Genomic DNA, 22,201 nt, shown 5'->3' with positions numbered 1-22,201 from the left:
GGGCGTACCCCGAGCTGCCGGCGGGGGAGGGGCGGCTGGCGCTGCCGACGGCGGTGAGCCCGGCGGGCGCCGGGGTGCCGGCCCAGCGCGCCGCGGCGGTCGACCCGGCGGTGGAGCTGGAGCTGGCCCGGCGGATGGCCGACGAGGCGGACCGGCACGGGCAGCAGGCGGAGCTGCTGGCCCAGCGGCCGGCGTTGCTGCCCACCTGGTCACCGCTGGCCCGCGCGGTGGCCGTCTACGCCGGGTGCGGCGCCGCCGCCGGGGTGCTCATGCTGGCCCTGGTGCTCGCCTCCGGGGTCGGCCTGGTCGACGGGTTCACCCTCGGCGCGTGGATCTGTGCCGGGCTGCCCGCGCTGGCGTTCTTCGGTGGGTACCTGGTGCTGGGCCGGTGGGGGCGGCCCGCGATGGTCGCCGGCACGCCGCCGCGCTACCTGCCGCTGGGCTTCCTGATCTGTTTCCTGCTGGTTCCGGTCGCCTACTGCGGCTATCTGCTGCTGTTCCGCACCTTGCGCTGAGTCGTTCGCGGGGTGCGCGCGGTTGGCTGACCGGTCGGGCGGAGTGTGTGGCAGCGGGGAGGATCCCGTCGCGTTCCCCGGGCAGTGAGGCCCTCGTCGTGTCGTCAACATGGCGTCTCGGTCATCGTCGTTCACCAGGCCGTAGCCGGCTGAAGTTCGAGGGCTTGGTCGAGGGGTGCTGGTGGCGTCGGAGTGTTCGCCACCCAGCGTTGAGCATGCCCAGGACCCCGGCACCGCTCGAGATCTTGGACAGTTTCCGTCAGCGTGGAACGGAAAGTGTCCAAGATCTAGCGTGCCTCCCTCCGGAACACCTCCCGGGGGCCCATCCTGCTCGGCTCCGCCTCGGGCCTCGACGGCTTTGATCACTTGCTGCTGAGTAGTTGCAGAGAGCCGGCCCTGACTACTCAGCATCAAGTGATCTTCCCGCCGTCGAGGTCACGACTGAGCAATCGTGCGGTCGCGCTGGGTGCGTGAATCTCGTACGCTCCCATGTGGTCTTCGCCGGTGCGGTGGTGGAGGCGATGGTGGACCACGGGGAGGACGCGCGTGAGCGCTGCACAGATCATCGCGAGGTTGGCGGCGGCGTCGCAGAAGCTGGACGAGGCGAAGGCCAAGACCGCAGCGGCGGCACAGGACGCGGCCGAGGCGCGGGCGCTCGTCGCCGGCGCCCTGGAGGGTGTGGCCGCCGGCCCGCTGATCGGCATGATCGACGCTTATCGCCAGGCGTTGGCGCAGGCGTCGCAGGGCGGCGACCCGGCCAAGCAGCACGTCCAGGAGACGATCGCCAGGGTCCGTGCGCTGGGAAACTGACCACGGGTGGTAGCACAGCCCACCAGCCACCCGCGGCGGCGAGACCAGTTGTCAGGTCTGCGGTGCCCCGGCGGCGCTCTGCCGCAAACCGGGACCAGCATGCGCCCCCGGCACCACCCCGCGAGCGTCTCAGCAGTGAGTCGATTGGGTGGTGGACCTCGGCGACAGCGGCGGCCTATGCGAGCTTTCAGGAATTCCTGCCGACCACTGTCAAGGCCGTCGCAGGTACTGTCCTGGCTGCTGCTGCGGCAGCCGGATCTTTCAAGGCGTGGAGAGCAAAGCACCGAGATGGAGGACCGGGCCGTGAGGATCGATGATCAGGTAGAGGCTCTGGTCAGAGCCGTCCTCGATGCCGCTGTCCAGCGCGACGCAGAGAGATTCGATGACGCCCTGGGCGCCCTGAGTGGCAGCCGGGAGACGTTGACGAAGGCCATCGAGCTGACGCTCGCCGTCAACGCTGCTGTTCTGTTCGAGGTTCACGATGGTCCGCCATCGCCTCAGCAGGTCAACGAGCTTTCGCGCGATATCAGTCTCCAGGAACGGTGGGCCGGCGTCTCCGCAGAGGACGTGCAGGCTCTCCTGGTCGGGCTGATGGCGGGCAGCCCGCCACGATTCGCGACCAGCGCAGCAGTCGCAATCGCCGTATTCGTGGTCGCGGCCAACCTCCTCGCCACTGCCTCTCAGCCCGACGAGGGGGAGTGGTGGTTCAACTACCTGGACAAGGTGGAGGCGGCGATCGAGGCAGCGGGTGACGGCTGACCCTGTCGACGCTGAGGTGCGGCAACCTGGCACTTCGGGCCGGGCAGGGTCGGCTGCATCTCGACGTGGCCGTCGCCCGGCCCAGGAAGAGGCCAGGCGCGTCAGCCTTCGACACCCGTGGGCCGCCCCATCACCGCACCACCGCCGCGGCTTCGCCCGTGGTGAGGGCGCAGGGGAACGTCAGCCCCGCGAGCGCGGCAGGCAGCACTTCTTGTACTTGGCACCCGAGCCGCACCAGCAGGCGTCGTTGCGGCCGGGCGGCCAGGCCACCTCGTCGAGGCTGTCCGCGTACTCGTCGAGGGTTTCCTCGTCGGTGGGGTCGCTGCCCGCCTGCTCGGCGAAGGAGGCCAGCCCCGCGACGGAGCCGGCGACCACGCCGAGGTCGGCGGCGCCGAGCCCGGCGGCGTCGGCCAGCGCGCGTTCGGTCTGGGCGCGGTGCTCGTCCCAGGTGGCGGGGTAGCTGTCGGCCAGCGCGGGCCAGCGTGCCAGCAGCGCCTCGAACTCCGCCTGCGGCCAGAAGAGCAGCGTCGCCGGACCGTCGTCCAGCGCGTCGAGGGCGTGGTTGCTCGCGGCGCGCAGCCGGTCGGCGAGGTTGTCGTAGTCGTCGTGCGGCAGGCCCATCTCCTCGCGGAGGTCGTGCCGCCGCTGGGTCAGCCCGTAAATCATGGCGGCGGCCTCGTCCTGCGCGTCCTCGGACTCGTGCTGCTGGGTCCGGGTCCGATCCATGATCGCGTCGAGTGCCGCGGTGAGCCACTCCAGCGCCGTCTCGGCGCGGCCGGCCTCCGCCAGGTCGTCGACCAGGTACGTGGCGTCGGGGTCGGTCTCCAACAGCGGGCGCAGGGCGGTCAGCTCGGCCAGGCCCTCGTCCTCGCGGCCGAGGCGCAGCAGCAGCCCGCCGCGCTTCGATCGGGAGTACGCGTCGTCGTCCGGCTGTTCGGCGATGGCGCGGGTGGTCAGCGCGAGCGCGTCGGCCAGGTCGCCCGCCTGCACCAGGATGTCCGCGGCGACCAGCAGCGCGTACCCGGTGTCGTCGGGGTCGGCGACCCGCCCCTCGTCGACGGCGCCCACCAGCTCGGCGACGAGCGCGGCCGGGTCCGGGCTCTCGGATCCCAGGGCGCCGATCTCTTCGATGCGGTCGGCGGTCAGCAGGTCGGACGTGGACATGTGCTCATCCTGGGGACGGGGAACGGGTGGGAAGCGGCCAGCGTACTCCCGGATTCGCCGCAGCCCGGGCGGCGAACCGCCCGGGCTGCGACACGGACCCTCAGCGGGTCGACGGCAAGGTGGCGAACTGGCCGGCTAGCTCCGACTCGACGATCGTCGCGGTGGACGGCCGGCGACCGGCCGACGCCCGCCGGGCGGACGGGACGGCCAGGGCCGCGAGCGCGGCCGCCAGGGCGATCGCGGTGAGGACCAGAAAGCCCATCGTGAAGCCGGCCTCCCGGGGCAGGCCGTTGGCCTGTGGGTGGGCGGTGATCACGCCGCTGACCACGGCGGCGCCGACCGCCCCGCCGATGGTGCGGATGTTGGCGTTCATGCCGGTGGCCACGCCGGTCTGGCTGGCGGGCACGCTGCCCACGATCAGGTTCGCCATCGAGGCGAACGCCAGGCCGATGCCGAGGCCCACCAGGCCGCCGGCGACGGCGACCTCCCAGCGGGTGTCGTGGGCGGCGGCCAGCATCGCGGAGGCGGCCACGTTGAACGTGGCACCGGTGGCGAGCTGCGCCTTGGCGCTGAACACGGCCTGAAGGCGTCCGGCGACCAGGCCGGCGACGAACATCGCGACGAGCATCGGGAGCATGAGCAGGCCCGCCTGGCTGATGCTGGCGCCGAAGCCGTAACCGGCGGCGGTGGGGGTCTGCACGAACTGCGGGAGGAACGCGTACACGGAGAACATCGACGCGCCGTAGAGCAGGGCGACCAGGTTGGTGGTCCAGACGCCGGGCAGGCGCATCATCCGCATGTCGATCAGCGGGTTGCTGGAGCGCACCTCGGCGACCAGCCAGCTGACCAGCAGCACCACGGCGAGCGCCAGCAGGCCGAGCACCCGGGCGGAGGTCCAACCCCAGGCCGCGCCCTGGCTGATCGGGAGCAGCAACGCGACCAGCCAGCCGGAGAGCAGCAGGGTGGCGCGCCAGTCGATCCGACCGGGGGTACGCACCGGCGACTCGGGCACGAACAGGTGGGCGGCGACGGCGGTCAGCCCGACCACGACCATCGGGATCCAGAACAGCCACCGGTAGTCCAGCGCGGTGACGATCGGGCCGGCGAGCACGATGCCCAGCCCGCCGCCCGCGGCGACGATCGCCGAGATGGCGGCGACGGCGCCGGAGACCCGCGCGGCGGGGAACTCGTCGCGGATGATGCCGAACGACAGCGGGAAGACCGCGCCGCCGATGCCCTGCACGACCCGGGCGATGATGAGGACGCCGATGTTCGGCGCGATGGCGGCCAGCAGACAGCCGAGGGCGAGCGCGGCGAGCGAGACGACCAGCATCCGCTCCTTGCCGATCATGTCCCCGACCCGGCCGAGGATCGGCGTGAAGATCGAGGCGGAGAGCAGGTAGGCGGTCAACACCCAGGTCACGGTGTTCTGCGAGGTGTGCAGGTCCTGCTGGATGGTCGGCAGCACCGGGGTGATCAGCGACTGGAGCATCGCGAAGAACCCGGCACCGGCCGCGAGCACGGTGAAGGTGAGCCGACGCGAGCTGCGTCGGGAGGTCACTGCCACGAGAGAAAACTCCCTGATTGCGGTACGGAAGGAGGTTTGTCACCCGTCGTCTGTGGCGGGCGGAGCTGTGGGGCCCGGGCGATCGGGTGGCCAGGCGGATCGGGCGGGTCCCGAGGTAAGCTAACCGGAGGCAGGCCTCCGGGATTCCGGAGGGGTGCCTCCACTAAGCTAGCGGAGGGTTGCCTCCGGATGCAACCGAGGGGAGGTGACGCACGTCATGACCAGCGCGGGGCAGACGCCCGAGGTCTTCGCGCGGCGGCCCAAGCGTGCCGACGCCCGGCGCAACTACGACGCCCTCATCGCCGCCGCCTGCGACGCGTTCGCCGAGAACGGCGCCGCCGCGTCCCTGGAGGACGTGGCCCGGCGGGCCGGGGTGGGCATCGGCACGCTCTACCGCAACTTCCCGAGCCGGCGGCACCTCTTCGAGGCCGTCTACGTCGAGGAGGTCCGGGCGCTGAGCCGGACCGCCGAGGACCTGGCCGAGCTGCCCCCGTGGGACGCCCTCGTCGCCTGGCTGCACCGCTTCGTCGGGTACGTGGCCACGAAGCGGGCGCTCGCCGAGGAGCTGCTGCACGACTCCGAAATCTTCCGGAGCTGCCGGACGGAGATCTACGCCGCCGGCGAGCCGCTGATGAGCCGCGCCCAGGCGGCCGGCGAGGTCCGCGACGACATCGGCTTCGACGACGTGGTACGCCTGATCAGCGGGCTCACGATGGCCCAGTTCCCGTCACCCGAGCAGCGCGACCGCGTCCTCGGCGTCGCCCTGGACGGGCTGCGCCCGCCGCGCTGACGCGGTATCGCCGGCCCTCCCCGCCGCGCTGAGACGGAGTCGCCCGCCGGTCAGCGGCCGACCAGCAGCAGCCAGTCGTCGTCGAGTCGTCGGACGGTCGTGCCGGCCGGCCAGGCGTGCCCGCCGTCGGCCGCTGCCCCCGCCTGGTCGACCTGCGGTGGTTGGCTCAGCCACGCGCCGTCGAAGCTGGCCGCCCCGCCGAACCGGGCCCGCCCGAAGTTCGCCGCGCCCTCGAACCCGCCGCTGAGGAAACTCGCATCCCGGAAGGTGACCCCGTCGCCGAAGCGGGTCGCGTCGAAGCGGCCACCGCATGCCATTCGCCGACCCGCGTCGGGGCGCGCGTCACTCAAGGGAAGTCCGATGTGGAGGATCGGCGATATGCCGGATTGCGCCCCCGTCGGAACAACGGGTTACCGGCGCGTAACAAGTCATTGACGTTTCTGAATTGTTGCGCGCATCATCGTCGCACGGTCGACCGGACACCCCCACCCACCTGCCCGGTTCGCCGGGTGCCTCCCCCCGGAGGTGCAGCAATGCTGCTCCGAAAGACCGTCCTCGTCCTGTCCCTCGCCACCGCCGCCCTGCTCGCGTCCACCGCCACCGCGACCGCCGCCCCCGCCGCGCCTACTCCCTCCGCCGCGCCCACTGCCTCCGGGGCGCCCGTGGTCGCCCCGGCGGCCGCGGCGGCCAACCCCGTCATCGTGGTCGGCGGGCTCAGCGGCGTCGCCGTCGCGTACGAGCCGATCGCCGCCCGCCTGCGCGCCGACGGCTACCGGACCTTCATCTACCAGTTGCCGGGGCTCGGCCTCGGGGACATCCCCAGCTCGGCCCGCGCGTTCGCCGGCTACGTCACCCAGGTGCGTGCCGCCACCGGAGCGTCGACCGTGGACGTGGTCGCCCACTCCGAGGGCGGCCTGGTCGCCCGCTACTACCTCAAACGGCTCGGCGGCACCGCCACCGTCGGCCGGTACGTGAGCCTGGGCTCGCCGCAGTACGGCACCTACGTCGCGAACATCGTGGCGTTCCTCGGGCTCGGCAGTTGCGCCGGCATCGTGGCCTGCCAGCAGATGACCATCGGCTCCGCCTTCCTCGCCGACCTCAACGCCGGCGACGACACCCCGGGCGCGGTGCGCTACACCACCATCCGCACCCTGCAGGACGAGCTGGTCCGGCCGACCGGGAACGCCGTCGTCAACGACGGCGCGACCAACGTGCTGATCCAGGCGTACTGCCCGCTGCGCGTGGTCGGGCACCTCGGACTGGTGCTCGACGGCCTCGCGCTCTGACCCGGACCGCGCGGGTGGTCCGGGCCCGGACCACCCGCGCCCGCGTCGGGTTGCCGACTCTGCGCCCGCAAAGGTGTGGCAGACATCAGGTGTGCTCGATAGCCTGCTCCGGCCGTCCACTGCCGACAGTGGACGAAGCTTCCGCCGAAGGAGTAGCGCGCATGACCGAGCCGCCCGCCGCACCTCAGGGCACCGAGCCGCCGCAGGCCGCGACACCGCCCACCGTGCCGCAGCTCGACGTGCGGGCCGCCGAACCACCGACGGAGGCCGCGACACCGCCCACCGGCGGGTTCGCCGACCGGCCACCCGGCTACCCCAGCGCGCTGGTCTGGTTGCGCGCCGGGATCCTGCGGGACTGGCGGGGCGTGCTGGGCGCCTTCGTCGCCACGTGGTTCTACCTGCCGGTCGCGCTGCTGCTGGCGTTCTGGGGCGGTCTCAGCTTCGCCGCCGTCGGCCTCTTCGCCGGCGGGCTCGGCGCCGACGACCAGGTGCCGGCGGTGCTGCGCGACGCCCCGCTGATCGGCCCACTGATGGAGGCGTTCCTGAGCCGCTCCGGCGGGGTGCTCGGCGGCGTCGCCGGCTTCGTCGTCGGGTTCCTGGTCGGCTTCCTCTCGGTGCTGGTGCTGCCCTGGCTGGGCACGGCCGACGAGCCCCTGGCGCTGGCCACCGGGCTGGTCGGCACGGTCGTCGCGGCGGCGCTCATCGGGGTGCTCTACACGCTCTACCGGGTGCTGCTGGAACCACGCCTGCTGGTGGTCTCCGGCGCGCGCCAGCCCAGCCGCCGGGAGTACGCGCGGCTGCGGCCCGTGCTGGACGACTGCGCCCGCCGGCTCGGGCTGCCCACCGTGCCACGGCTGCTCATGGAGGACGACCCCGTCCTGAGCAACGCCCACACGTACGCGCGGCACGTGGTGGTCACCACCGCCGTGCTGACCGAGCCGGACGACGAGATCGCCGCGCTGCTCAGCCACGAGCTGGTGCACTGGCGTACGGGCGACGAGGTCACCAGCGCCTTCGTCCGTGGTGTCGGCCTGCCGCTGACCCTCGCACACGCCCTGCCGACGTGGCTGATGCGCACCTTCCCGCACCCGGCCACCAACCTCGTCGTCTTCCTGTTCTTCTGGCCGGTGCTGCTCACCATGCGGTACGTGGTGCTGCCGCTGCACGCCCGCGACGTGCGCGCGGCGGAGTACCGAGCCGACCTGGGCGCGGTGCTCACCGGGCACGTCGACGGGATGCGGCGCATCCTGGAGCGGCGGCTGTCCTTCGAGAGCGGCCGCAGCGGCTGGGACGAGGCGGTCTGCGCCACCCACCCGCCACACGAACTGCGGCTCGACCAGTTGGAACGGGCGTCGCTGGCCGGCGCGCCGCTCGGAGGGCGCGACACCGCGCCGGTCACCTCCGAGCGGCTGTTCGGCAGCGCCGGCCCCGTCGGCACCCGGAGTACCTGGCTGGTGGTCGGCGCCCTGGTGCTGGCGGCCTGCGTCGGCACCGGCGGGCTGGGCGTGGCGCAGTGGGCTTTCTTCCGTCCCCAGGCGGCCGTCGAGGGGTACTTCTCCGCGCTCGCCGACCGGGACAGCGAGGCCGCGCTCGACTTCCTTCCCGAGCAGGAGCGGGCCGCCGTGGCCGACCGCGATCTGCTCGCCAAACTGCTGCGCGGGGAGGGCTACCAACCGCCCACCGAGGTCGAGGTCAGCTCGGTCGAGCGGGACGGCGACAGCGCCACCGCCACGGTGGCGTACCGGTTGGCGGGCGAGCGGCACACGGTCGGCGTCGCGTTGCGCCGGGACGAGGCAGCCACCGCCGGTCTGTTCCACGGTTGGCAGCTCCTCGGCGGGCTGGTCCCGCTCACCGCCCCGGTCACCGGTTCGGGGACGCGGCTCAACGGGGTGGCGCTGCCGGGCGCCCCGGAGGGGCCCACGCTGGCGCTGCTGCCCGGCGGCTACACCGTCAGCACCCCGTCCAGCGCGCTCAGCGAGGTGCCGACCGAGGTCGTCCCGGTCGCCCCGGGTCAGAGCGAGGCCATCCTCAACCTGACGCCGGTTCTGAAGCCGGCGGCGGTCGAGGCGGTGGAGGCCCGGGTGCGGACGTGGCTCGACGAGTGCGCCCAGCAGACCGTCGCCGCGCCCGAGGGCTGCCCGTTCCGCTACTACAGCGGCAGCACCACGCAGAAGGTCGCCTGGAAGATCCTCGAGTACCCGCGGCTCGCCGTCGAGCTGACCGGCCCGGACACCGCCCAGGTCGGCACGCCGTCCGAGGCCAGGGGCAGGGTTCGGGTCAGCGGCAGCACCACCTACTTCGGCACCAGCTCGCCGTTCACCGACGAGCAGGAGTTCGCCGTCACCGGCGTCGCCATCGGCGAGGGTGACGCCGTCACCTTCCGCCCCGCCAACTGACCGGGAGAGACCGTGACCGACAGCGACACCGCCGCGCGTCAGCCCGTCCGGCTGACCATCAGCCCCCGGCACCGGCAGCCGCCGCCGGTCGCCCTGCTGGACTGGATCCACCGCGACCCGCGGTACCGTCCGGTCGTCCGCCCCGCGGGCGGGGGCGGCGGGGGCCGGCCGGGCTTCAGCGACGCGGTGATCATCGCGGTGCTGGCCCAGGGCCTGCTCCCGGGGCTGTTCAACCTGCTGCAGACCTGGGTCGACCAGCAGCGCACCGAGGCCAGCATCCGGATCCAGGCCGGCGACACCGAGGTGGAGATCCAGGTGAACGGGCGTACCGACTCCGCGACGCTGCTGACCCAGGCCACCGAGGCGCTGCGGGCTGCCCGGGAGCCCGAGCCGGGCGTCACCGGCTGAGCCGGCGACGCCCGTACCGCGGGTCAGGTCGCCTTGGCCAGCGCCTCGAACTCGTCGTCGGTGAGCCGCACCTCCGCGGCGGCCACGTTCTCCTCCAGGTGCGCCACCGAGGACGTGCCGGGGATCGGCAGCATCACCGGCGACCGGCGCAGCAGCCAGGCCAGCGCGAGCTGTGCGGGCGACGCGTCGTGCGTGGCGGCGATCGTGTCCAGCGGCCCGCCCGGGCGCGCCAGCTCACCGGTGGCGATCGGGAACCACGGGATGAACGCGAGGTCGTTGCGCTCGCAGTACTCCAGCACGTCCTCCGCGCCGCGGTTGGCGAGGTTGTACAGGTTCTGCACCGAGGCGATCGAGGTGATCGCGCGGGACTCCTCGATCTGCGAGACGGTGACCTCGGACAGGCCGATGTGCCGGATCTTGCCCTCCTGCCGCAGCAGCTCCAGTTCACCCAGCTGGTCGGCGAGCGGCACCTGCGGGTCGATCCGGTGCAGCTGGTAGAGCGGGATGCTGTCCAGGCCGAGGTGGCGCAGGCTCAGCTCACACTGCTGGCGCAGGTACTCCGGTCGGCCCACCACACGCCAGTCACCCGGCCCGGCCCGCGTGAACCCACCCTTGGTCGCGATGACGAGGTCGTCGGCGTACGGGTGCAGGGCCTCGCGGATCAGCAGCTCGGACACGAACGGCCCGTACGAGTCGGCGGTGTCGATGAACGTCACGCCCAGCTCGACCGCCCGACGCAGCACCCGGACGGCCTCGGCGGGGTCCTTCGGGTCGCCCCACACGCCCGGTCCGGTGAGCTGCATCGCCCCGTAGCCGAGCCGGTCGACGGTGAGGTCGCCGCCGATCCGGTACTGGCCGGAAGCCTTCGCGGGTTGGTTGCTGACGTCGGTCGCCATACGCGGATCCCCAATCGTGTCGTGGTGGTGGTGGGGGCGGGCGCCGGGCCGGTCACGCGAGGCCCGGCACGCCGAAGATCACCCCGCCACTCCGCTGATGATGCCCCAATCCGGGCGTCGTATCCCCGGCACGCCCGTGTGGGGGGCGACACGGTGGGCGCCGACAGCGCCGGAATCCGGGTCGTGTTGCCGGTAGCGCCCGGGCTGTCCGGTCTGCTACGCCTGATCCCAACCGGTGTGGCCGGTCGGGGGAGGCGCGATGTGGCGGCGGTTCAGGTCCGACCCGGTGCGTCGGCTGCGGGAGCGGTTGGACGGCTTCGCCGCCACCACGGACCCCCGGGCGGTGCTCGACTCGGGCGCGATCCGCGACGCCGAGGCGGTCGTCGGGTTCGTCACCGCCGCGCCCACCGACGGGCCCCTGCCGGAGCCGGTCGCCGAGGGCTTCTTCCTCCTCGCCTGCCTGCACTGGTACCGGTACCAGCTGCTGCCCGAGGGCGAGGACGCCGAGGACCTCGGTCAGGCGGTCGCGCTCACCGAGTTCCTGCTGCGCTTCGCCCCGGAACGGGTGCCGCCGCCGCTGCTGGCGCTCCTGCACGCGCACCGGCCGCCGTCGGCCGCCGGCCGGGTGCCCGGCCCACGGGCCGCCGGCGACCCGACGTCCGTGCCCGCCGGTTCCGGCCCCGGCCCCGGTCGCGGCCGGCGTACGGCCGGGGCGGCCGACGGCGAGGCCCGTGCCCTGTTCGTGGAGGCCGTCATGCTCATGGCCGCCGCCGAGAACAACCGCGACTACCGCGGCGCCGACCGGGCGGCGGCGCTGCTGCGACGGGCGGTGGACGGCACACCCGTCGGCGAGCCGGAGCGGCTGCACTACCTGTCCGCCCTCGGCAAGGTGCACCGCGACCAGTTCCAGCACCTCGGCCGGCGGCGCGCGCTGCCGCCCGCGATCGAGGTGCACCGGGAGAGCCTGGAGTCCACCTCGACCGGCGATCCGGAACGCCCGGTCCGGCTGTTCAACCTCGGCAACGTGCTCGGCGACCGGTACGAGGTCGACGGCGCCCCGGCGGACCTGGACGATTCGATCACGCTGCTGCGCGACGCCGCCCGGGCCCGCGGCGCCAGCGACGCCCTGCGTGCCATGGCGCGCGCCAACCTCGGGCAGCGGCTGCGCGACCGGTGGCGTCTGCGGAGGCGCCCGGCCGACCTCGACGAGGCGGTCGAGTCGTTCACGGCAGCCCGCGCCGGCGGCGATCCCCGGGTCGCCGCGCTGCACGGCACGGCGCTCGCCGAACGGTTCCTGCGCGACCAGGCGCCAGCCGACCGGGATGCCGCGATCGAGGCGTACCGGTCGGCGCTGACCGGGTTCGGCGGTCTCGAACCGGAGCTGGCCGCGACGGCGCAGGCCGGCCTCGCCACCCTGCTCGCCGAGCGGCACCGGGCCGACGCCGACCCGGCCGACCTCGACGCGGCGATCGAGGCGTACCGGGCGGCGGCCGGCTCGACCCACGACGGTCCGAGCAAGGACGAGATACGGCACGCGGTCAGCGGCCTGCTGGTGACCCGGTACGAGCTGCGACGGCGGACCGACGACGTCGCCGAGGCCGTGCGGATGCTGCGCGACGCCGCCGGCGCCGCCGAGGACCCGGCCCAGCGGGCCCGTTGGCTCGCCGAGCTGGGCTACGCGCTCGGCCGGGGACACGCCGACCTGGGCGGGGTGACCGACCTGCGGGCCGCCCGCGAGGCGCTGACCGAGGCGGAGTCCCTGCTTCCCCGCGCCGACCCGATGCGGCCGCACGTGCTCAACAACCTGGGCAACACCCTGCGCGAACTGTCCGATCTGGCGGGGGAGCCGGGGCTGCTGGAACCGGCCGCCGTGGCGCTGCGGGCCGCGGTCGCCGCCGCCGCGCCGGACGCCGCCTCGCTGCCCCGGTACCGCTCGAACCTGGGCCTGGTGTTGCAGGCCCTGTTCGCCTCGACCCAGGACCTGGCCACCCTGACCGAGGCGATCCAGGTGCTGGCGCAGGTGACCGAGACCGCGCCACCCGGGCACCCGGACCGGCTGCCGGCGCTGACCAACTACGGCTCCGCGTTGAACCGCCGGGTGGAACTCGCCCTGGACCGCGCACTCCCCGCCGGCGGGGAGCCCGCCGACCGGGTCGCGGCCGGCACCGCCCGCGACGCCGACGCCGCCGTGACCGCGCTGCGAGAGGCGGCGGACCTGGCCGAGCGGGAGGCCGATCCGACCGAGTACGTCCAGACGCTCGCCACCCTGGCCCTGGCCTATCTGCTGCGGCACCGCCTGCGCGACGACCCGGCGGGGCTGGACGAGGCGATCGAGCTGCTCCAGCGGCTGAGCGCGGGTCAACCGTCGGCCGCCGGGGACCGGCACCGGATCCTCACCAACCTCGGTAGCGCCCTGCTGCTGCGCTTCCGCGCCGGCCACGACGAGACGGACGCCGACGCCATGCTGGCGGCCTACCGGGCGGCGGCCGACGCGCTGCCCGGCGAGCATCCCGCCCGCACCATGTGCCTGAGCAACCTGGCCACCGCCCTGGAGGCGGTCGCCACCCCCGCCGGTGCTGGCGTTCCCCGTCCCGGCGCGTTGGCCGAGGCGACCGCCGTGCTGCGCGCCGCCGCCGCGGTGGAGTCCGCCCCGTCGCTGCTCCGGGCGGGGGCGGCGACCCGGTACGCGGGACACGCCGCCGCGGCCGGCGACCTGCCGGCGGCACTCGACGGGTACGCCACCGCGATCGAGCTGATCGACCTGGTGGCGTGGCACGGCATGGACCCGGACGACCAGGCCCGCCTGCTCGGCCTGTTCCCGGGGTTGGCCAGCGACGCGGCGGCGGTCGCGATCGACCTCGACCGCCCGGAACGCGCCGTCGAGCTGCTCGAGTACGGCCGCGGCGTCCTGCTGACCCGGGCACACGACGCGAGCGCCGACCTGGCCGCGCTGCGCGCGCGGTTCCCCCGGCTGGCGGCTCGGCTCGCCGACCTCCAGGCGGCCCTCGACGGCTTCGCCGCGCTGCCGCCCGACCGGTCGAGCGGCGGCGCGGCGCCGGGTCCGGGGCCGGTCGACGCGGCGTCCCCCGGCGGTGTGCTGTCACCGGGCGGGTGGGGGAGCGGCGCGCCCCTGGCCGGGGCGACCCCCGAGCAGCGGTACGACCTCGCCGTGCGCCGCCGCGACCTGCTCGCCGAGATCCGCGCCCGGCCCGGGTTCGCCGACTTCCTCCGCCCGCCACCGTTCGGCACCCTGACCCGGTCCGCGGCCGGTGGCCCGGTGGCACTGGTCAACGTGGCCGCCCGGCGCTGTGACGCGCTGGTGGTCGCCGACGGCCGGGTCACCGTGGTGCCACTGACCGGGCTGACCCTGGCCGACCTGCTCAACCGGACGGCGGGCTTCCTGACCGCGATCGCCGTGCTGACCGGGGCGGTGACCCCGGACGGCCCGGAGACGGCGGCACAGTGCCGCCGGGCGGCGGCGCGCAGCCAGGTCGGCGAGACGCTGGACTGGCTGTGGCGGGTCGTCGCCGCCCCCGTGCTCGACGCGGCCACACCCGTTCCGGCGCCGTCCGGCGCCACACCCGTCCCGGTGTCGTCCAGCGCCACGCCGGTCGCGGCGTCGTCCGGCGTCGCACCCGACGGCGGGGCGGACTGGCCACGGCTGTGGTGGTGCCCGACCGGGCTGCTGAGTCTGCTGCCCCTGCACGCCGCCGGCCCGCTCGACGGTGGCGACGGGGTGCTGGACCGCGTGGTGTCGTCGTACACCGCCTCTCTGCGGGCGCTGGCGTACGCCCGGCGTGGCGTCCCGGCCCGGCCCGAGCCGGTCGACTCGGCGCTGGTCGTCGGCATGCCGCAGACCCCCGGCCTGTCCGACCTGCCCGGCGTCACCCGGGAGGAGGAGATCGTCCGCCGGCACCTGCCACGGGTCCGGGCACTCCTCGGCCCGGCGGCCACCCCGGCGGCCGTGCTCGCCGCGCTGCCCGACCAGCCGGTCGCCCACCTCTCCTGCCACGGCACCCAGGACCTGCGCGCCCCGGCCTGGGGGCGTCTCGCACTGGCCGGCGGCCCGCTGCACGTGCGGGACCTGTGGCGGCCGGCCGGCAGCCCGGCCGCGTTGGCCGTCCTCTCCGCCTGCGAGACGGTGCGCGGCGGGGCGGCCCTGCCCGACGAGGCGCTCACCCTCGGCACCGCGTTCCAGCTCGCCGGGTTCCGGCACGTCATCGGCGCGCTCTGGTCCATCTCGGACGCGCTGACCGTACGGCTGTGCGACGACCTGTACGACGGCCTCGCGGTGCCCGGCGGGATCGCACCGGACCGGGCGGCGATCGCCCTGCACCGGGCCGTCCGCCGGCTCCGCGCCGTCCTGCCCGACCGGCCCGACACCTGGGCGGGCTACGCGCACCTCGGTCCCTGACCCGCGCGGCCACCGTAGCCGGTCGCCGCACAGGGCCGAGGGGACGAGTCGCACGGCCGCCGGCTCCGGCGGTGCCCGTCCACCACCACGCCGGTACCGCGGCCGGGACTGTCCGGGGCCCGACCGGGGCCAGTTGCGCGGAGCGACCGGTGCGGCCGCAACCGGCGTGCGACGCTGGGCGCGTGCCGGCGACGCCGACTCGGGCAGGGCCGGGCCGGTCCGTTCCGGCGCGACGGCGGAGGGAGCACCATGGCGGGAGTGCCGCAGGTCGACTTCGCGCTCGACACGTACGAGTGCATCGTGATCTATCCCGGCGCGGCCGGACGGGCCCTGCCCGCCGAGACCGTGCAGCGGTTGCAGGGCGAGCACACCGAGCACATGCAGGCGTTGCAACGGCGCGGAATCATCCTGGTCGCCGGGTCGATCGACGGGACGACCAGCAATCCGGAGCCGCCGATCGGCTTCGGGCTGGCCCGCACCGGCAGCGTCGACGACGTGCGCAGCGTGCTGGAGGCCGACCCGGCGGTGCAGGCCGGGCTCTACCGGGTGGACGTGCTGACCTTCCTCTGCCCGGCCGGGTCGTTGGAGTTTCCGCTGGTCAAGGCCGAGAGCTGACTCGTTCGTCGATCGGCGGCTGTCGTGATGGTGACGGCGATCGGCCACCGTCCGGTGCTACGGTCGCGCCCACCGAGGACCGCCAGCGAGGCGCACCCGGCGCCTTCGGTCGGCCACGGTCGAGGAGTCGCCGTGAGCTCCGCCGCCACCCCCGATGTCGCCTCAGCCACCGCCCTCCTGCGCGCCCTGCTCGGTGACCGGCTCCACGAGCCGGGCGATCCCGCCTTCGTCTCCGCCACCCGCCTCTGGAACGCGGCCGTGGACCGCGCGCCCACGCTGGTCGCCCGATGCCTGGACGCCGACGAGGTTGCCGCCGCGGTGCGCGTCGCCACCCGGTGCCACCTGCCGCTGTCGGTCCGCTCCGGCGGGCACGACTGGGCCGGCCGGGCGCTGCGCGACGGCGGCCTGGTGCTCGACCTGACGGGGATGCGCGCGGTCCGGGTCGACCCGGACGCGGCGACGGTGACCGTGGCCGGCGGCGCGACCGCCGCCGACCTGCTCACCGCCGCCCGCCCGTACGACCTGGTGGTGCCCACCGGCGTGGTCCGCGACGTGGGCATGGCCGGGCTCACCCTCGCCGGCGGGTACGGGCCGCTCTGCGGGCGGTTCGGCCTCGCCCTGGACAACCTGCTCGGCGCGGAGGTGGTCCTCGCCGACGGCCGTCGGGTCACCGCCGACCCCCGACACGACGCCGAGCTGTACTGGGCGCTGCGCGGTGGCGGCGGCAACCTCGGCGTCGTCACCGAGCTGCGCTACCGCGCACACCGGCTGCCCGCCGTGCTGGCCGGCATGATCATGTTCGCGCTCGCCGAGGCGCCGGCCGTGCTGCGAGGGTACGCCGCGTTGCTCGCCGAGGCCCCGGACGAGCTGACCGTGATGGCCGGTTTCCTGCCCGGCCCGGCCGGCGAGCCGGTGGTGTTCGTCTGCCCGTTCTACAGCGGCCCGGACCTGGACGCCGGGCTGCCGTGGGTGGACCGGCTGCGGGCGCTCGGCGTCGCGCTGGTCGACCAGGTCGGCCCGCTGCCGTACGCGGACGCGTTGCGGATGTTCGACGGCGGGATGGCCGACGGCAACCACTACCTGCTGCGGACCCGCTGGCTGCCCGCGCTCGGCGACGACGCGGTGGACGCGCTGGTCGACGCCGCCCGGCAGGTCAGCTCGCCGTTCTCCGCGCTGGCCCTGCACCACTTCCACGGCGCGGCCAGCCGGGTGCGCCTCGCCGACACGGCGTTCGGCCTGCGCGCCGACCACCTGCTGACCGAGGTGATCGCGGTGTGGGCGCCGGGCGGGGCGGCCGGGGCGCACGAGGCCTGGGCCGAGCGCACCTCGGAGGCGCTCGCCCCGCACTCCCTGCCCGGTGGCTACCCGAACCTGCTCGCTCCCGAGGAGACCGACCGCGTGCGGCTGGCGTACGGCCCGAACTGGGCCCGGCTGCGCCGCGCCAAGCAGCGCTACGACCCCCGGGACCTGCTCACGGCGGTGCCCACCCTGCCGCCGTCGGAGCACCCCGGGTGAGCCGCCGCCGGGAGCACCCCGAGGGCGGGCGCCAGCGGAGGCGTACGATTCCCGGCGCGCGGTCGCCGTTGCCCGTCGCCACAACGTTCCCGGTGCGGTTTCGCCCGCCGGCCCGACGCGCACCGCGCGTCGTTGGACAATTGTTCCGCTGCCTGCAAGGGGTCGGTCCCGAGTCCGACTTGAAGGAGAGACTAGCCTGATGGGCGTGACACGCCGCGTGAAGATCGTCTGCACTCTTGGTCCCGCCACCTCGTCCCCGGAACGCATTCGGGGTCTCGTCGAGGCCGGCATGAACGTGGCGAGGCTCAACTTCAGCCACGGCAGCCACGCCGACCACGAGGCGGTCTACCGACTGGTCCGGGAGGCGTCCGAGGCCGCCGGCAAGCCGGTGGCCATCCTCGCCGACCTCCAGGGGCCCAAGATCCGGCTCGGCAAGTTCGCCGACGGCCCGCACGACTGGCGCACCGGCGACTCGGTCGTGATCACCGGCGACGACATCATCGGCACCAAGGAGCGGGTCTCCTGCACCTACCGCAAGCTGCCGCAGGAGGTGAAGCCCGGTGACCGGCTGCTGATCGACGACGGCCGCGTCGCCGTCGAGGTCACCGACGTCACCGGCAACGACATCCGCTGCCTGGTCACCGAGGGCGGTCCGGTCTCCAACAACAAGGGTGTCTCGCTGCCCAACGTGGCCGTCAGCGTGCCCGCCATGTCGGACAAGGACGCCGAGGACCTGCGCTTCTCCCTGGGGCTCGGGGTCGACCTGGTCGCCCTCTCCTTCGTCCGCTCGGCGGAGGACATCAAGCTCGTCCACGGCATCATGGCCGAGGAGGGCGTGTTCCGGCCGGTGCTGGCCAAGGTGGAGAAGCCGGAGGCGGTGGACCACCTGGAGGCGATCGTGCTGGCCTTCGACGGCGTCATGGTCGCCCGCGGCGACCTCGGCGTCGAGATGCCGCTGGACGAGGTCCCGCTGGTGCAGAAGCGGGCCGTGCAGCTGTGCCGGGAGAACGCCAAGCCGGTCATCGTGGCCACCCAGATGCTCGACTCCATGATCGAGAATTCCCGGCCCACCCGCGCGGAGGCCTCCGACGTGGCCAACGCGGTGCTCGACGGCGCCGACGCGGTGATGCTGTCCGGCGAGACCAGCGTCGGCAAGTATCCGGTGCTGACCGTCAGCACCATGGCCAAGATCGTGACGACGACCGAGTCGGGTTCGATCGGGGTGCCGCGGTTGCAGCACGACCCGCGTACCCACGGCGGCGCGCTCACCGTGGCCGCCTCGTCGATCGCGCGGGCCATCAACGCCAAGGCCCTGGTCGCGTTCTCGCAGACCGGTGACACGGTCCGACGGCTGTCCCGGCTGCACTGCGACCTGCCGCTGCTGGCCTTCACCCCGGTCCCCGAGGTGCGCGACCAGCTCGCCCTGACCTGGGGCGTGGAGACCTTCCTGATGCCGTTCGTGCAGCACACCGACGACATGTTCCGCCAGGTCGACCAGGCGCTGCTCGGCCTCAACCGGGCCAACCCGGGCGACTACGTGGTGATCGTGGCGGGCAGCCCGCCTGGCACCCCCGGTTCGACCAACACGCTGCGCGTCCACCAGCTCGGGTCGCTGGTCGACGCGGCGTCGGCGCGGGCGCTGCAGTGAGCGATGGTCAGGTCGCGGTCGGCCAGGCCGCGGTGGACCAGCTGCTGGAGGTGCTGGACCTCGACCCGATCGGGGAGATGACGTTCCGGGGGATGAGCCCCCCGGTGGGTCCACAGCGGGTGTACGGCGGCCAGGTCGCCGGCCAGGCGCTGGTCGCCGCCGGTCGCACGGTCGACCCGGAGCGGTTCGTGCACTCCCTGCACGGCTACTTCGTCCGCCCCGGCGACCCGGTCGAGCCGATCGAGTACCAGGTGGAGAACATCCGCGACGGCCGGTCCTTCTCGGTCCGCCGCGCGGTCGCGCTCCAGCACGACAAGCCGATCTTCTTCATGTCGGCGTCCTTCCAGCGGGCCGAGGAGGGGCTGGACCACCAGGCGCCGGCCCCGCCGGACGTGCCCGCCCCGCAGGACGTGCCGACGATGACCGACCGGCTCTCCCGCTACCCGGAGCGGCTGGGCATCTGGGGGCAGATCCCGCGCCCGATCGACGTGCGCTACGTCGGCGAGCCCGGCTGGGTCCGTCCCGGCGACCGGCCCGCCGACCCGCACCAGCGGGTCTGGATGCGCATCGACGGCAAGCTGCCGGACGACCCGCTGCTGCACGCCTGCGCGCTCACCTACGCCTCGGACCTCACCCTGCTCGACTCGGTGCTCTCCGTGCACGGCGAGGTGTGGGGGCCGGGCGGTGTGGTCGGCGCCAGCCTCGATCACGCGCTCTGGTTCCACCGGCCGTTCCGCGCCGACGAGTGGTTCCTCTACGACTGCTGGAGCCCGTCGGCGTCCGGCGCACGAGGGCTGGCCACCGGCCGGATGTTCACCACCGACGGCCGGCAGATCGCCAGCGCCGTGCAGGAGGGTCTGCTGCGCCGCGTCGGCGCCTGAGACCGTCGGTCGGCCCCGCCAGGCCCTGGCGGGGCTGACCCGCCCGGCACCGGGGTGCGCGGAGCGGGTCAGGGCTGATGGATGCCCTCACCGGCGATCTCGATCTGCACGGTCTTTCCGACAAGCACCCCGCCGCTCTCCAGCACGACATTCCAGAGCAGGCCGTAGTCTTCGCGGTTGATCTCCGCCGTCGCGCTGAATCCAAAGATGTCCTGACCGTACGGATCGCGGCGAGCGCCACCGAAATTCACCTGGAGATCGACGGCCCGGGTGATTCCCTTCACCGTCAACTCGCCGGTGAGCACGAATCGTCCGGGCGCCGGCTCGGACTGTGGTGGGACATTGAGACGTCGGCCGCGTCCGCCGAGTCGATTGTTGCGCAGGCGGGCCCAGTAGAAGATCGGGTCGTCATTTCCCTGCCGGCTGATTCTGGTGCTTCGATATTCGAGGGTGGGATAGCGCTCCACGTCGAGGAAGTCGGCGCTCTTCAGGTGTGTGTCCCGGTCGACGCTGCCGGTGGTGATGCTCGCCGTCTGGATGGTGGCGGTCACCGAGGAGAACAGCGGGTCCTCCGCCACGAGGATCTGCGCGGTCGCCTCGGCGAACTCACCGCGCACCGGGCTCACCATCATGTGCCGCGACAGGAAACCGATCCGCTTGTGCGCCTGGTCGAGTCGATAGGTGCCAGCCGCCGGGATGGTCATGCCATCCCAGGTGCGTGTCGCGATATCGGTCATCGTTATGCCTTCCCCCCGAGCGGGGCCCGGGTGTTTATCAATGTGCTGACGGAGCTCGCGCAAACGGTCAGCGGGTCGTACTCCCCGCTCAGCATAGGGACGCTTCGGAGCGGCTTTCCGGCACCCACCGAACGGTGGATCATGACGCACTTCACGCCGTACCGGAACGCCTTTCTCGAGAGGTACGAGGAAATGGCGTTGTCGTCGATGCCTGGCCGATCGGCCGAGGGTCGCCCGTCCAGCCGGCCGACCCGAGGGCTAACCTTGCCGACATGCGCCTCTCCGCCCGGGTCGACTACGCCCTCCGCGCGGCCGCCGAGCTCGCCGCGACGGCCAGCGGCCCCGGGCGCGGCCGGCCGGTCACGGCCGACCAGATCGCCCGTGCCCAGGAGATCCCGCCGAAGTTCCTGGAGAGCATCCTGCTCCAGCTGCGCCGGGGCGGCATCGTGCACGCCCAGCGGGGCCCGGAGGGTGGCTACTGGCTGGCGCGCCCCGCCGAGGAGATCTCGCTGGCCGAGGTGATCCGTGTGATCGACGGGCCGCTCGCGCACGTCCGCGGGCAGCGCCCGGAGCAGCTCGGCTACCACGGCCCGGCCCGGTCGCTCCAGGAGGTCTGGATCGCGCTGCGGGCCAGCGAGCGGGAGATCCTGGAGCTGGTCAGCGTCGCCGACGTGGCAGCGGGCACGCTGCCCGCCCGGGTCACCGAGCTGGCCGCCGACCCGCGCGCCTGGATCTGACCGCCGGCGTCCCATCCACCGATCGGGCACTTGACCCGGGCCTCCCCGTGCCGCATTGTCGACCAAGTCGATAGGAGATGCCGAAAAGTCAGGGGGCGCTCGTGCGCAAGCTGCTGGTCCTCGCTCTCGTCGGGCTCGCCGCGCAGTTGGTCGACGGCTCGCTCGGCATGGCGTACGGGCTGACGTCGTCCACCCTGCTGCTGGTCGCCGGGGTCGCCCCGGCCGCCGCGTCGGCATCGGTGCACCTGGCCGAGATCGGCACCACGCTCGCTGCCGGGGTGGCGCACTGGCGGTTCGGCAACGTCGACTGGCGGGTGGTGACCCGCATCGCGCTTCCCGGCGCGGTCGGCGCGTTCGCCGGCGCCACCCTGCTCAGCTCGATCTCCACCGAGTCGGCCGCGCCGTGGATGGCCGGCATCCTCTTCACGCTCGGCGCGTACCTGCTGGTCCGCTTCGCCCGGCCGCTGCGCACCGACCGCGTCGGCGGGCGGCTGCGCGGCCGTTTCCTCGGTCCGCTCGGTCTGGTCGCCGGTTTCGTCGACGCCACCGGCGGCGGGGGCTGGGGCCCGGTGGCCACACCGGCGCTGCTGGTCTCCGGCCGCCTGGAGCCGCGCAAGGTGATCGGCTCGGTGGACACCGCCGAGTTCGTGGTGGCCGGCGCGGCCAGCGTCGGCTTCCTGATCGGGCTGGGCAGCGAGGGGTTCCTGCTGCCCACCGTCGCCGCGCTGCTCATCGGCGGGCTCATCGCCGCACCCCTGGCCGCATGGCTGGTGCGCATCGTGCCGGCCCAACTGCTCGGCGCGGCGGTCGGCGGCGTGATCGTGCTGACCAACGCCCGCACCCTGATCCGGTCCGCCGAGCTGGATGGCGCGGTCCGCCCCGTCCTCTACGCCGTCCTGGTCGCCGGCTGGCTGGCCGCGCTGGTGTTGGCCGTGCGCGCACTCCGGCGTACCCGTCGAGCCCGGGCCACCGCCGCCACCCCGCCGGTCGCCGTCGAGCCGTCGGCCGCCCCCGTCCCGACTGCCGCAGTGCCGCGCGCGGCCGGCGACCGGCGGGGTGGCGG

General features: G+C 73.9%; 19 protein-coding genes. 14 read left to right on the top strand and 5 right to left on the bottom strand.

From position 1 onward, the window contains the following. From DKT68_RS03230 to DKT68_RS03220, 3 genes are all read left to right on the top strand, one after another. Positions 1-515 (top strand): hypothetical protein (locus tag DKT68_RS03230; protein ID WP_236646695.1); only part of this gene is annotated, 515 nt, incomplete at its 5' end. 546 nt (positions 516-1,061) lie between these two features. Beyond that, positions 1,062-1,325: a DUF6244 family protein gene (locus tag DKT68_RS03225; protein ID WP_109815941.1), complete on the top strand. Its 264-nt coding sequence runs from the start codon at positions 1,062-1,064 to the stop codon at positions 1,323-1,325. A 303-nt stretch (positions 1,326-1,628) separates the two neighbouring features. Continuing rightward, complete coding sequence (locus tag DKT68_RS03220; RefSeq protein WP_146218273.1) at positions 1,629-2,084, top strand: hypothetical protein; 456 nt, start codon at positions 1,629-1,631, stop codon at positions 2,082-2,084. Between the two features lie 180 nt (positions 2,085-2,264). Here the strand turns inward: DKT68_RS03220 and DKT68_RS03215 are convergent, their stop codons facing one another. Further along, on the bottom strand, positions 2,265-3,248 hold the full coding sequence (locus tag DKT68_RS03215) for an SEC-C domain-containing protein (RefSeq protein WP_109815939.1): 984 nt from the start codon (positions 3,246-3,248) through the stop codon (positions 2,265-2,267). A 100-nt stretch (positions 3,249-3,348) separates the two neighbouring features. Then, positions 3,349-4,815 (bottom strand): MFS transporter, encoded by a 1,467-nt coding sequence (locus DKT68_RS03210; protein ID WP_109815938.1) that lies wholly within the window; start codon positions 4,813-4,815, stop codon positions 3,349-3,351. Between the two features lie 217 nt (positions 4,816-5,032). On the opposite strand from DKT68_RS03210, the gene DKT68_RS03205 reads away from it, so the two are divergent. Continuing rightward, complete coding sequence (locus tag DKT68_RS03205; RefSeq protein ID WP_201748878.1) at positions 5,033-5,605, top strand: TetR/AcrR family transcriptional regulator; 573 nt, start codon at positions 5,033-5,035, stop codon at positions 5,603-5,605. A 50-nt stretch (positions 5,606-5,655) separates the two neighbouring features. Here the strand turns inward: DKT68_RS03205 and DKT68_RS03200 are convergent, their stop codons facing one another. Beyond that, positions 5,656-5,922 (bottom strand): hypothetical protein, encoded by a 267-nt coding sequence (locus DKT68_RS03200; protein ID WP_109815936.1) that lies wholly within the window; start codon positions 5,920-5,922, stop codon positions 5,656-5,658. A 216-nt stretch (positions 5,923-6,138) separates the two neighbouring features. On the opposite strand from DKT68_RS03200, the gene DKT68_RS03195 reads away from it, so the two are divergent. The 3 genes from DKT68_RS03195 to DKT68_RS03185 all read left to right on the top strand — a co-directional run bounded on the left by DKT68_RS03195 (position 6,139) and on the right by DKT68_RS03185 (position 9,695). Then, positions 6,139-6,891 (top strand): lipase family alpha/beta hydrolase, encoded by a 753-nt coding sequence (locus DKT68_RS03195; protein WP_109815935.1) that lies wholly within the window; start codon positions 6,139-6,141, stop codon positions 6,889-6,891. A gap of 161 nt (positions 6,892-7,052) precedes the next feature. Further along, positions 7,053-9,287: a M48 family metalloprotease gene (locus tag DKT68_RS03190; RefSeq protein WP_109815934.1), complete on the top strand. Its 2,235-nt coding sequence runs from the start codon at positions 7,053-7,055 to the stop codon at positions 9,285-9,287. A gap of 12 nt (positions 9,288-9,299) precedes the next feature. Beyond that, positions 9,300-9,695 (top strand): effector-associated constant component EACC1, encoded by a 396-nt coding sequence (locus DKT68_RS03185; protein ID WP_109815933.1) that lies wholly within the window; start codon positions 9,300-9,302, stop codon positions 9,693-9,695. Positions 9,696-9,718: 23 nt separating this feature from the next. On the opposite strand, the gene DKT68_RS03180 is transcribed toward DKT68_RS03185, so the two are convergent. After that, complete coding sequence (locus tag DKT68_RS03180) at positions 9,719-10,591, bottom strand: aldo/keto reductase (RefSeq protein WP_109815932.1); 873 nt, start codon at positions 10,589-10,591, stop codon at positions 9,719-9,721. A gap of 259 nt (positions 10,592-10,850) precedes the next feature. On the opposite strand from DKT68_RS03180, the gene DKT68_RS03175 reads away from it, so the two are divergent. From DKT68_RS03175 to DKT68_RS03155, 5 genes are all read left to right on the top strand, one after another. Further along, the gene (locus tag DKT68_RS03175) at positions 10,851-15,005 is read left to right on the top strand and encodes a CHAT domain-containing protein (RefSeq protein ID WP_109815931.1); all 4,155 of its coding nucleotides are present in this window, start codon (positions 10,851-10,853) and stop codon (positions 15,003-15,005) included. 249 nt (positions 15,006-15,254) lie between these two features. After that, positions 15,255-15,620: a YciI family protein gene (locus DKT68_RS03170; protein WP_109815930.1), complete on the top strand. Its 366-nt coding sequence runs from the start codon at positions 15,255-15,257 to the stop codon at positions 15,618-15,620. 132 nt (positions 15,621-15,752) lie between these two features. Beyond that, positions 15,753-17,135, top strand: a complete 1,383-nt coding sequence (locus tag DKT68_RS03165; protein WP_161556614.1) for an FAD-binding oxidoreductase — start codon at positions 15,753-15,755, stop codon at positions 17,133-17,135. 199 nt (positions 17,136-17,334) lie between these two features. Beyond that, positions 17,335-18,783, top strand: a complete 1,449-nt coding sequence (pyk, locus tag DKT68_RS03160) for a pyruvate kinase (protein WP_109815928.1) — start codon at positions 17,335-17,337, stop codon at positions 18,781-18,783. Beyond that, complete coding sequence (locus DKT68_RS03155) at positions 18,780-19,664, top strand: acyl-CoA thioesterase (protein WP_109815927.1); 885 nt, start codon at positions 18,780-18,782, stop codon at positions 19,662-19,664. Before pyk ends, DKT68_RS03155 begins: the two co-directional genes overlap by 4 nt. A 68-nt stretch (positions 19,665-19,732) precedes the next feature. Here DKT68_RS03155 and DKT68_RS03150 read toward each other — a convergent pair whose 3' ends face one another. After that, positions 19,733-20,401 carry a YceI family protein gene (locus DKT68_RS03150; RefSeq protein ID WP_109815926.1) on the bottom strand — a complete coding sequence of 223 codons (669 nt, stop codon included), beginning with the start codon at positions 20,399-20,401 and terminating at the stop codon, positions 19,733-19,735. Between the two features lie 272 nt (positions 20,402-20,673). Here DKT68_RS03150 and DKT68_RS03145 point away from each other — a divergent pair, with 272 nt between their 5' ends. Both DKT68_RS03145 and DKT68_RS03140 read left to right on the top strand, forming a co-directional pair. Further along, on the top strand, positions 20,674-21,138 hold the full coding sequence (locus tag DKT68_RS03145) for an RrF2 family transcriptional regulator (protein WP_109815925.1): 465 nt from the start codon (positions 20,674-20,676) through the stop codon (positions 21,136-21,138). A gap of 101 nt (positions 21,139-21,239) precedes the next feature. Beyond that, positions 21,240-22,201, top strand: a 962-nt coding sequence (locus tag DKT68_RS03140; RefSeq protein WP_236646694.1) for a sulfite exporter TauE/SafE family protein, incomplete at its 3' end; no start/stop codon positions are given.

It is taken from the genome of Micromonospora acroterricola (assembly GCF_003172955.1).
GTDB classification, from domain to species: Bacteria; Actinomycetota; Actinomycetes; order Mycobacteriales; family Micromonosporaceae; genus Micromonospora; species Micromonospora acroterricola.
The sequence above is the reverse complement of the archived record's forward strand: the minus strand, read 5'-3'. Positions and strand labels throughout refer to the sequence as shown.

Bases quoted from the DNA above. Each gene is read 5' to 3' on its own strand.
- DKT68_RS03205 (WP_201748878.1), top strand. From the start codon at position 5,033: ATGACCAGCGCGGGGCAGACGCCCGAGGTCTTCGCGCGGCGGCCCAAG.
- DKT68_RS03145 (WP_109815925.1), top strand. From the start codon at position 20,674: ATGCGCCTCTCCGCCCGGGTCGACTACGCCCTCCGCGCGGCCGCCGAG.
- DKT68_RS03190 (WP_109815934.1), top strand. From the start codon at position 7,053: ATGACCGAGCCGCCCGCCGCACCTCAGGGCACCGAGCCGCCGCAGGCC.
- DKT68_RS03170 (WP_109815930.1), top strand. From the start codon at position 15,255: ATGGCGGGAGTGCCGCAGGTCGACTTCGCGCTCGACACGTACGAGTGC.
- pyk (WP_109815928.1), top strand. From the start codon at position 17,335: ATGGGCGTGACACGCCGCGTGAAGATCGTCTGCACTCTTGGTCCCGCC.
- DKT68_RS03175 (WP_109815931.1), top strand. From the start codon at position 10,851: ATGTGGCGGCGGTTCAGGTCCGACCCGGTGCGTCGGCTGCGGGAGCGG.
- DKT68_RS03200 (WP_109815936.1), bottom strand. From the start codon at position 5,922: ATGGCATGCGGTGGCCGCTTCGACGCGACCCGCTTCGGCGACGGGGTC.
- DKT68_RS03195 (WP_109815935.1), top strand. From the start codon at position 6,139: ATGCTGCTCCGAAAGACCGTCCTCGTCCTGTCCCTCGCCACCGCCGCC.
- DKT68_RS03150 (WP_109815926.1), bottom strand. From the start codon at position 20,401: ATGACCGATATCGCGACACGCACCTGGGATGGCATGACCATCCCGGCG.
- DKT68_RS03215 (WP_109815939.1), bottom strand. From the start codon at position 3,248: ATGTCCACGTCCGACCTGCTGACCGCCGACCGCATCGAAGAGATCGGC.
- DKT68_RS03180 (WP_109815932.1), bottom strand. From the start codon at position 10,591: ATGGCGACCGACGTCAGCAACCAACCCGCGAAGGCTTCCGGCCAGTAC.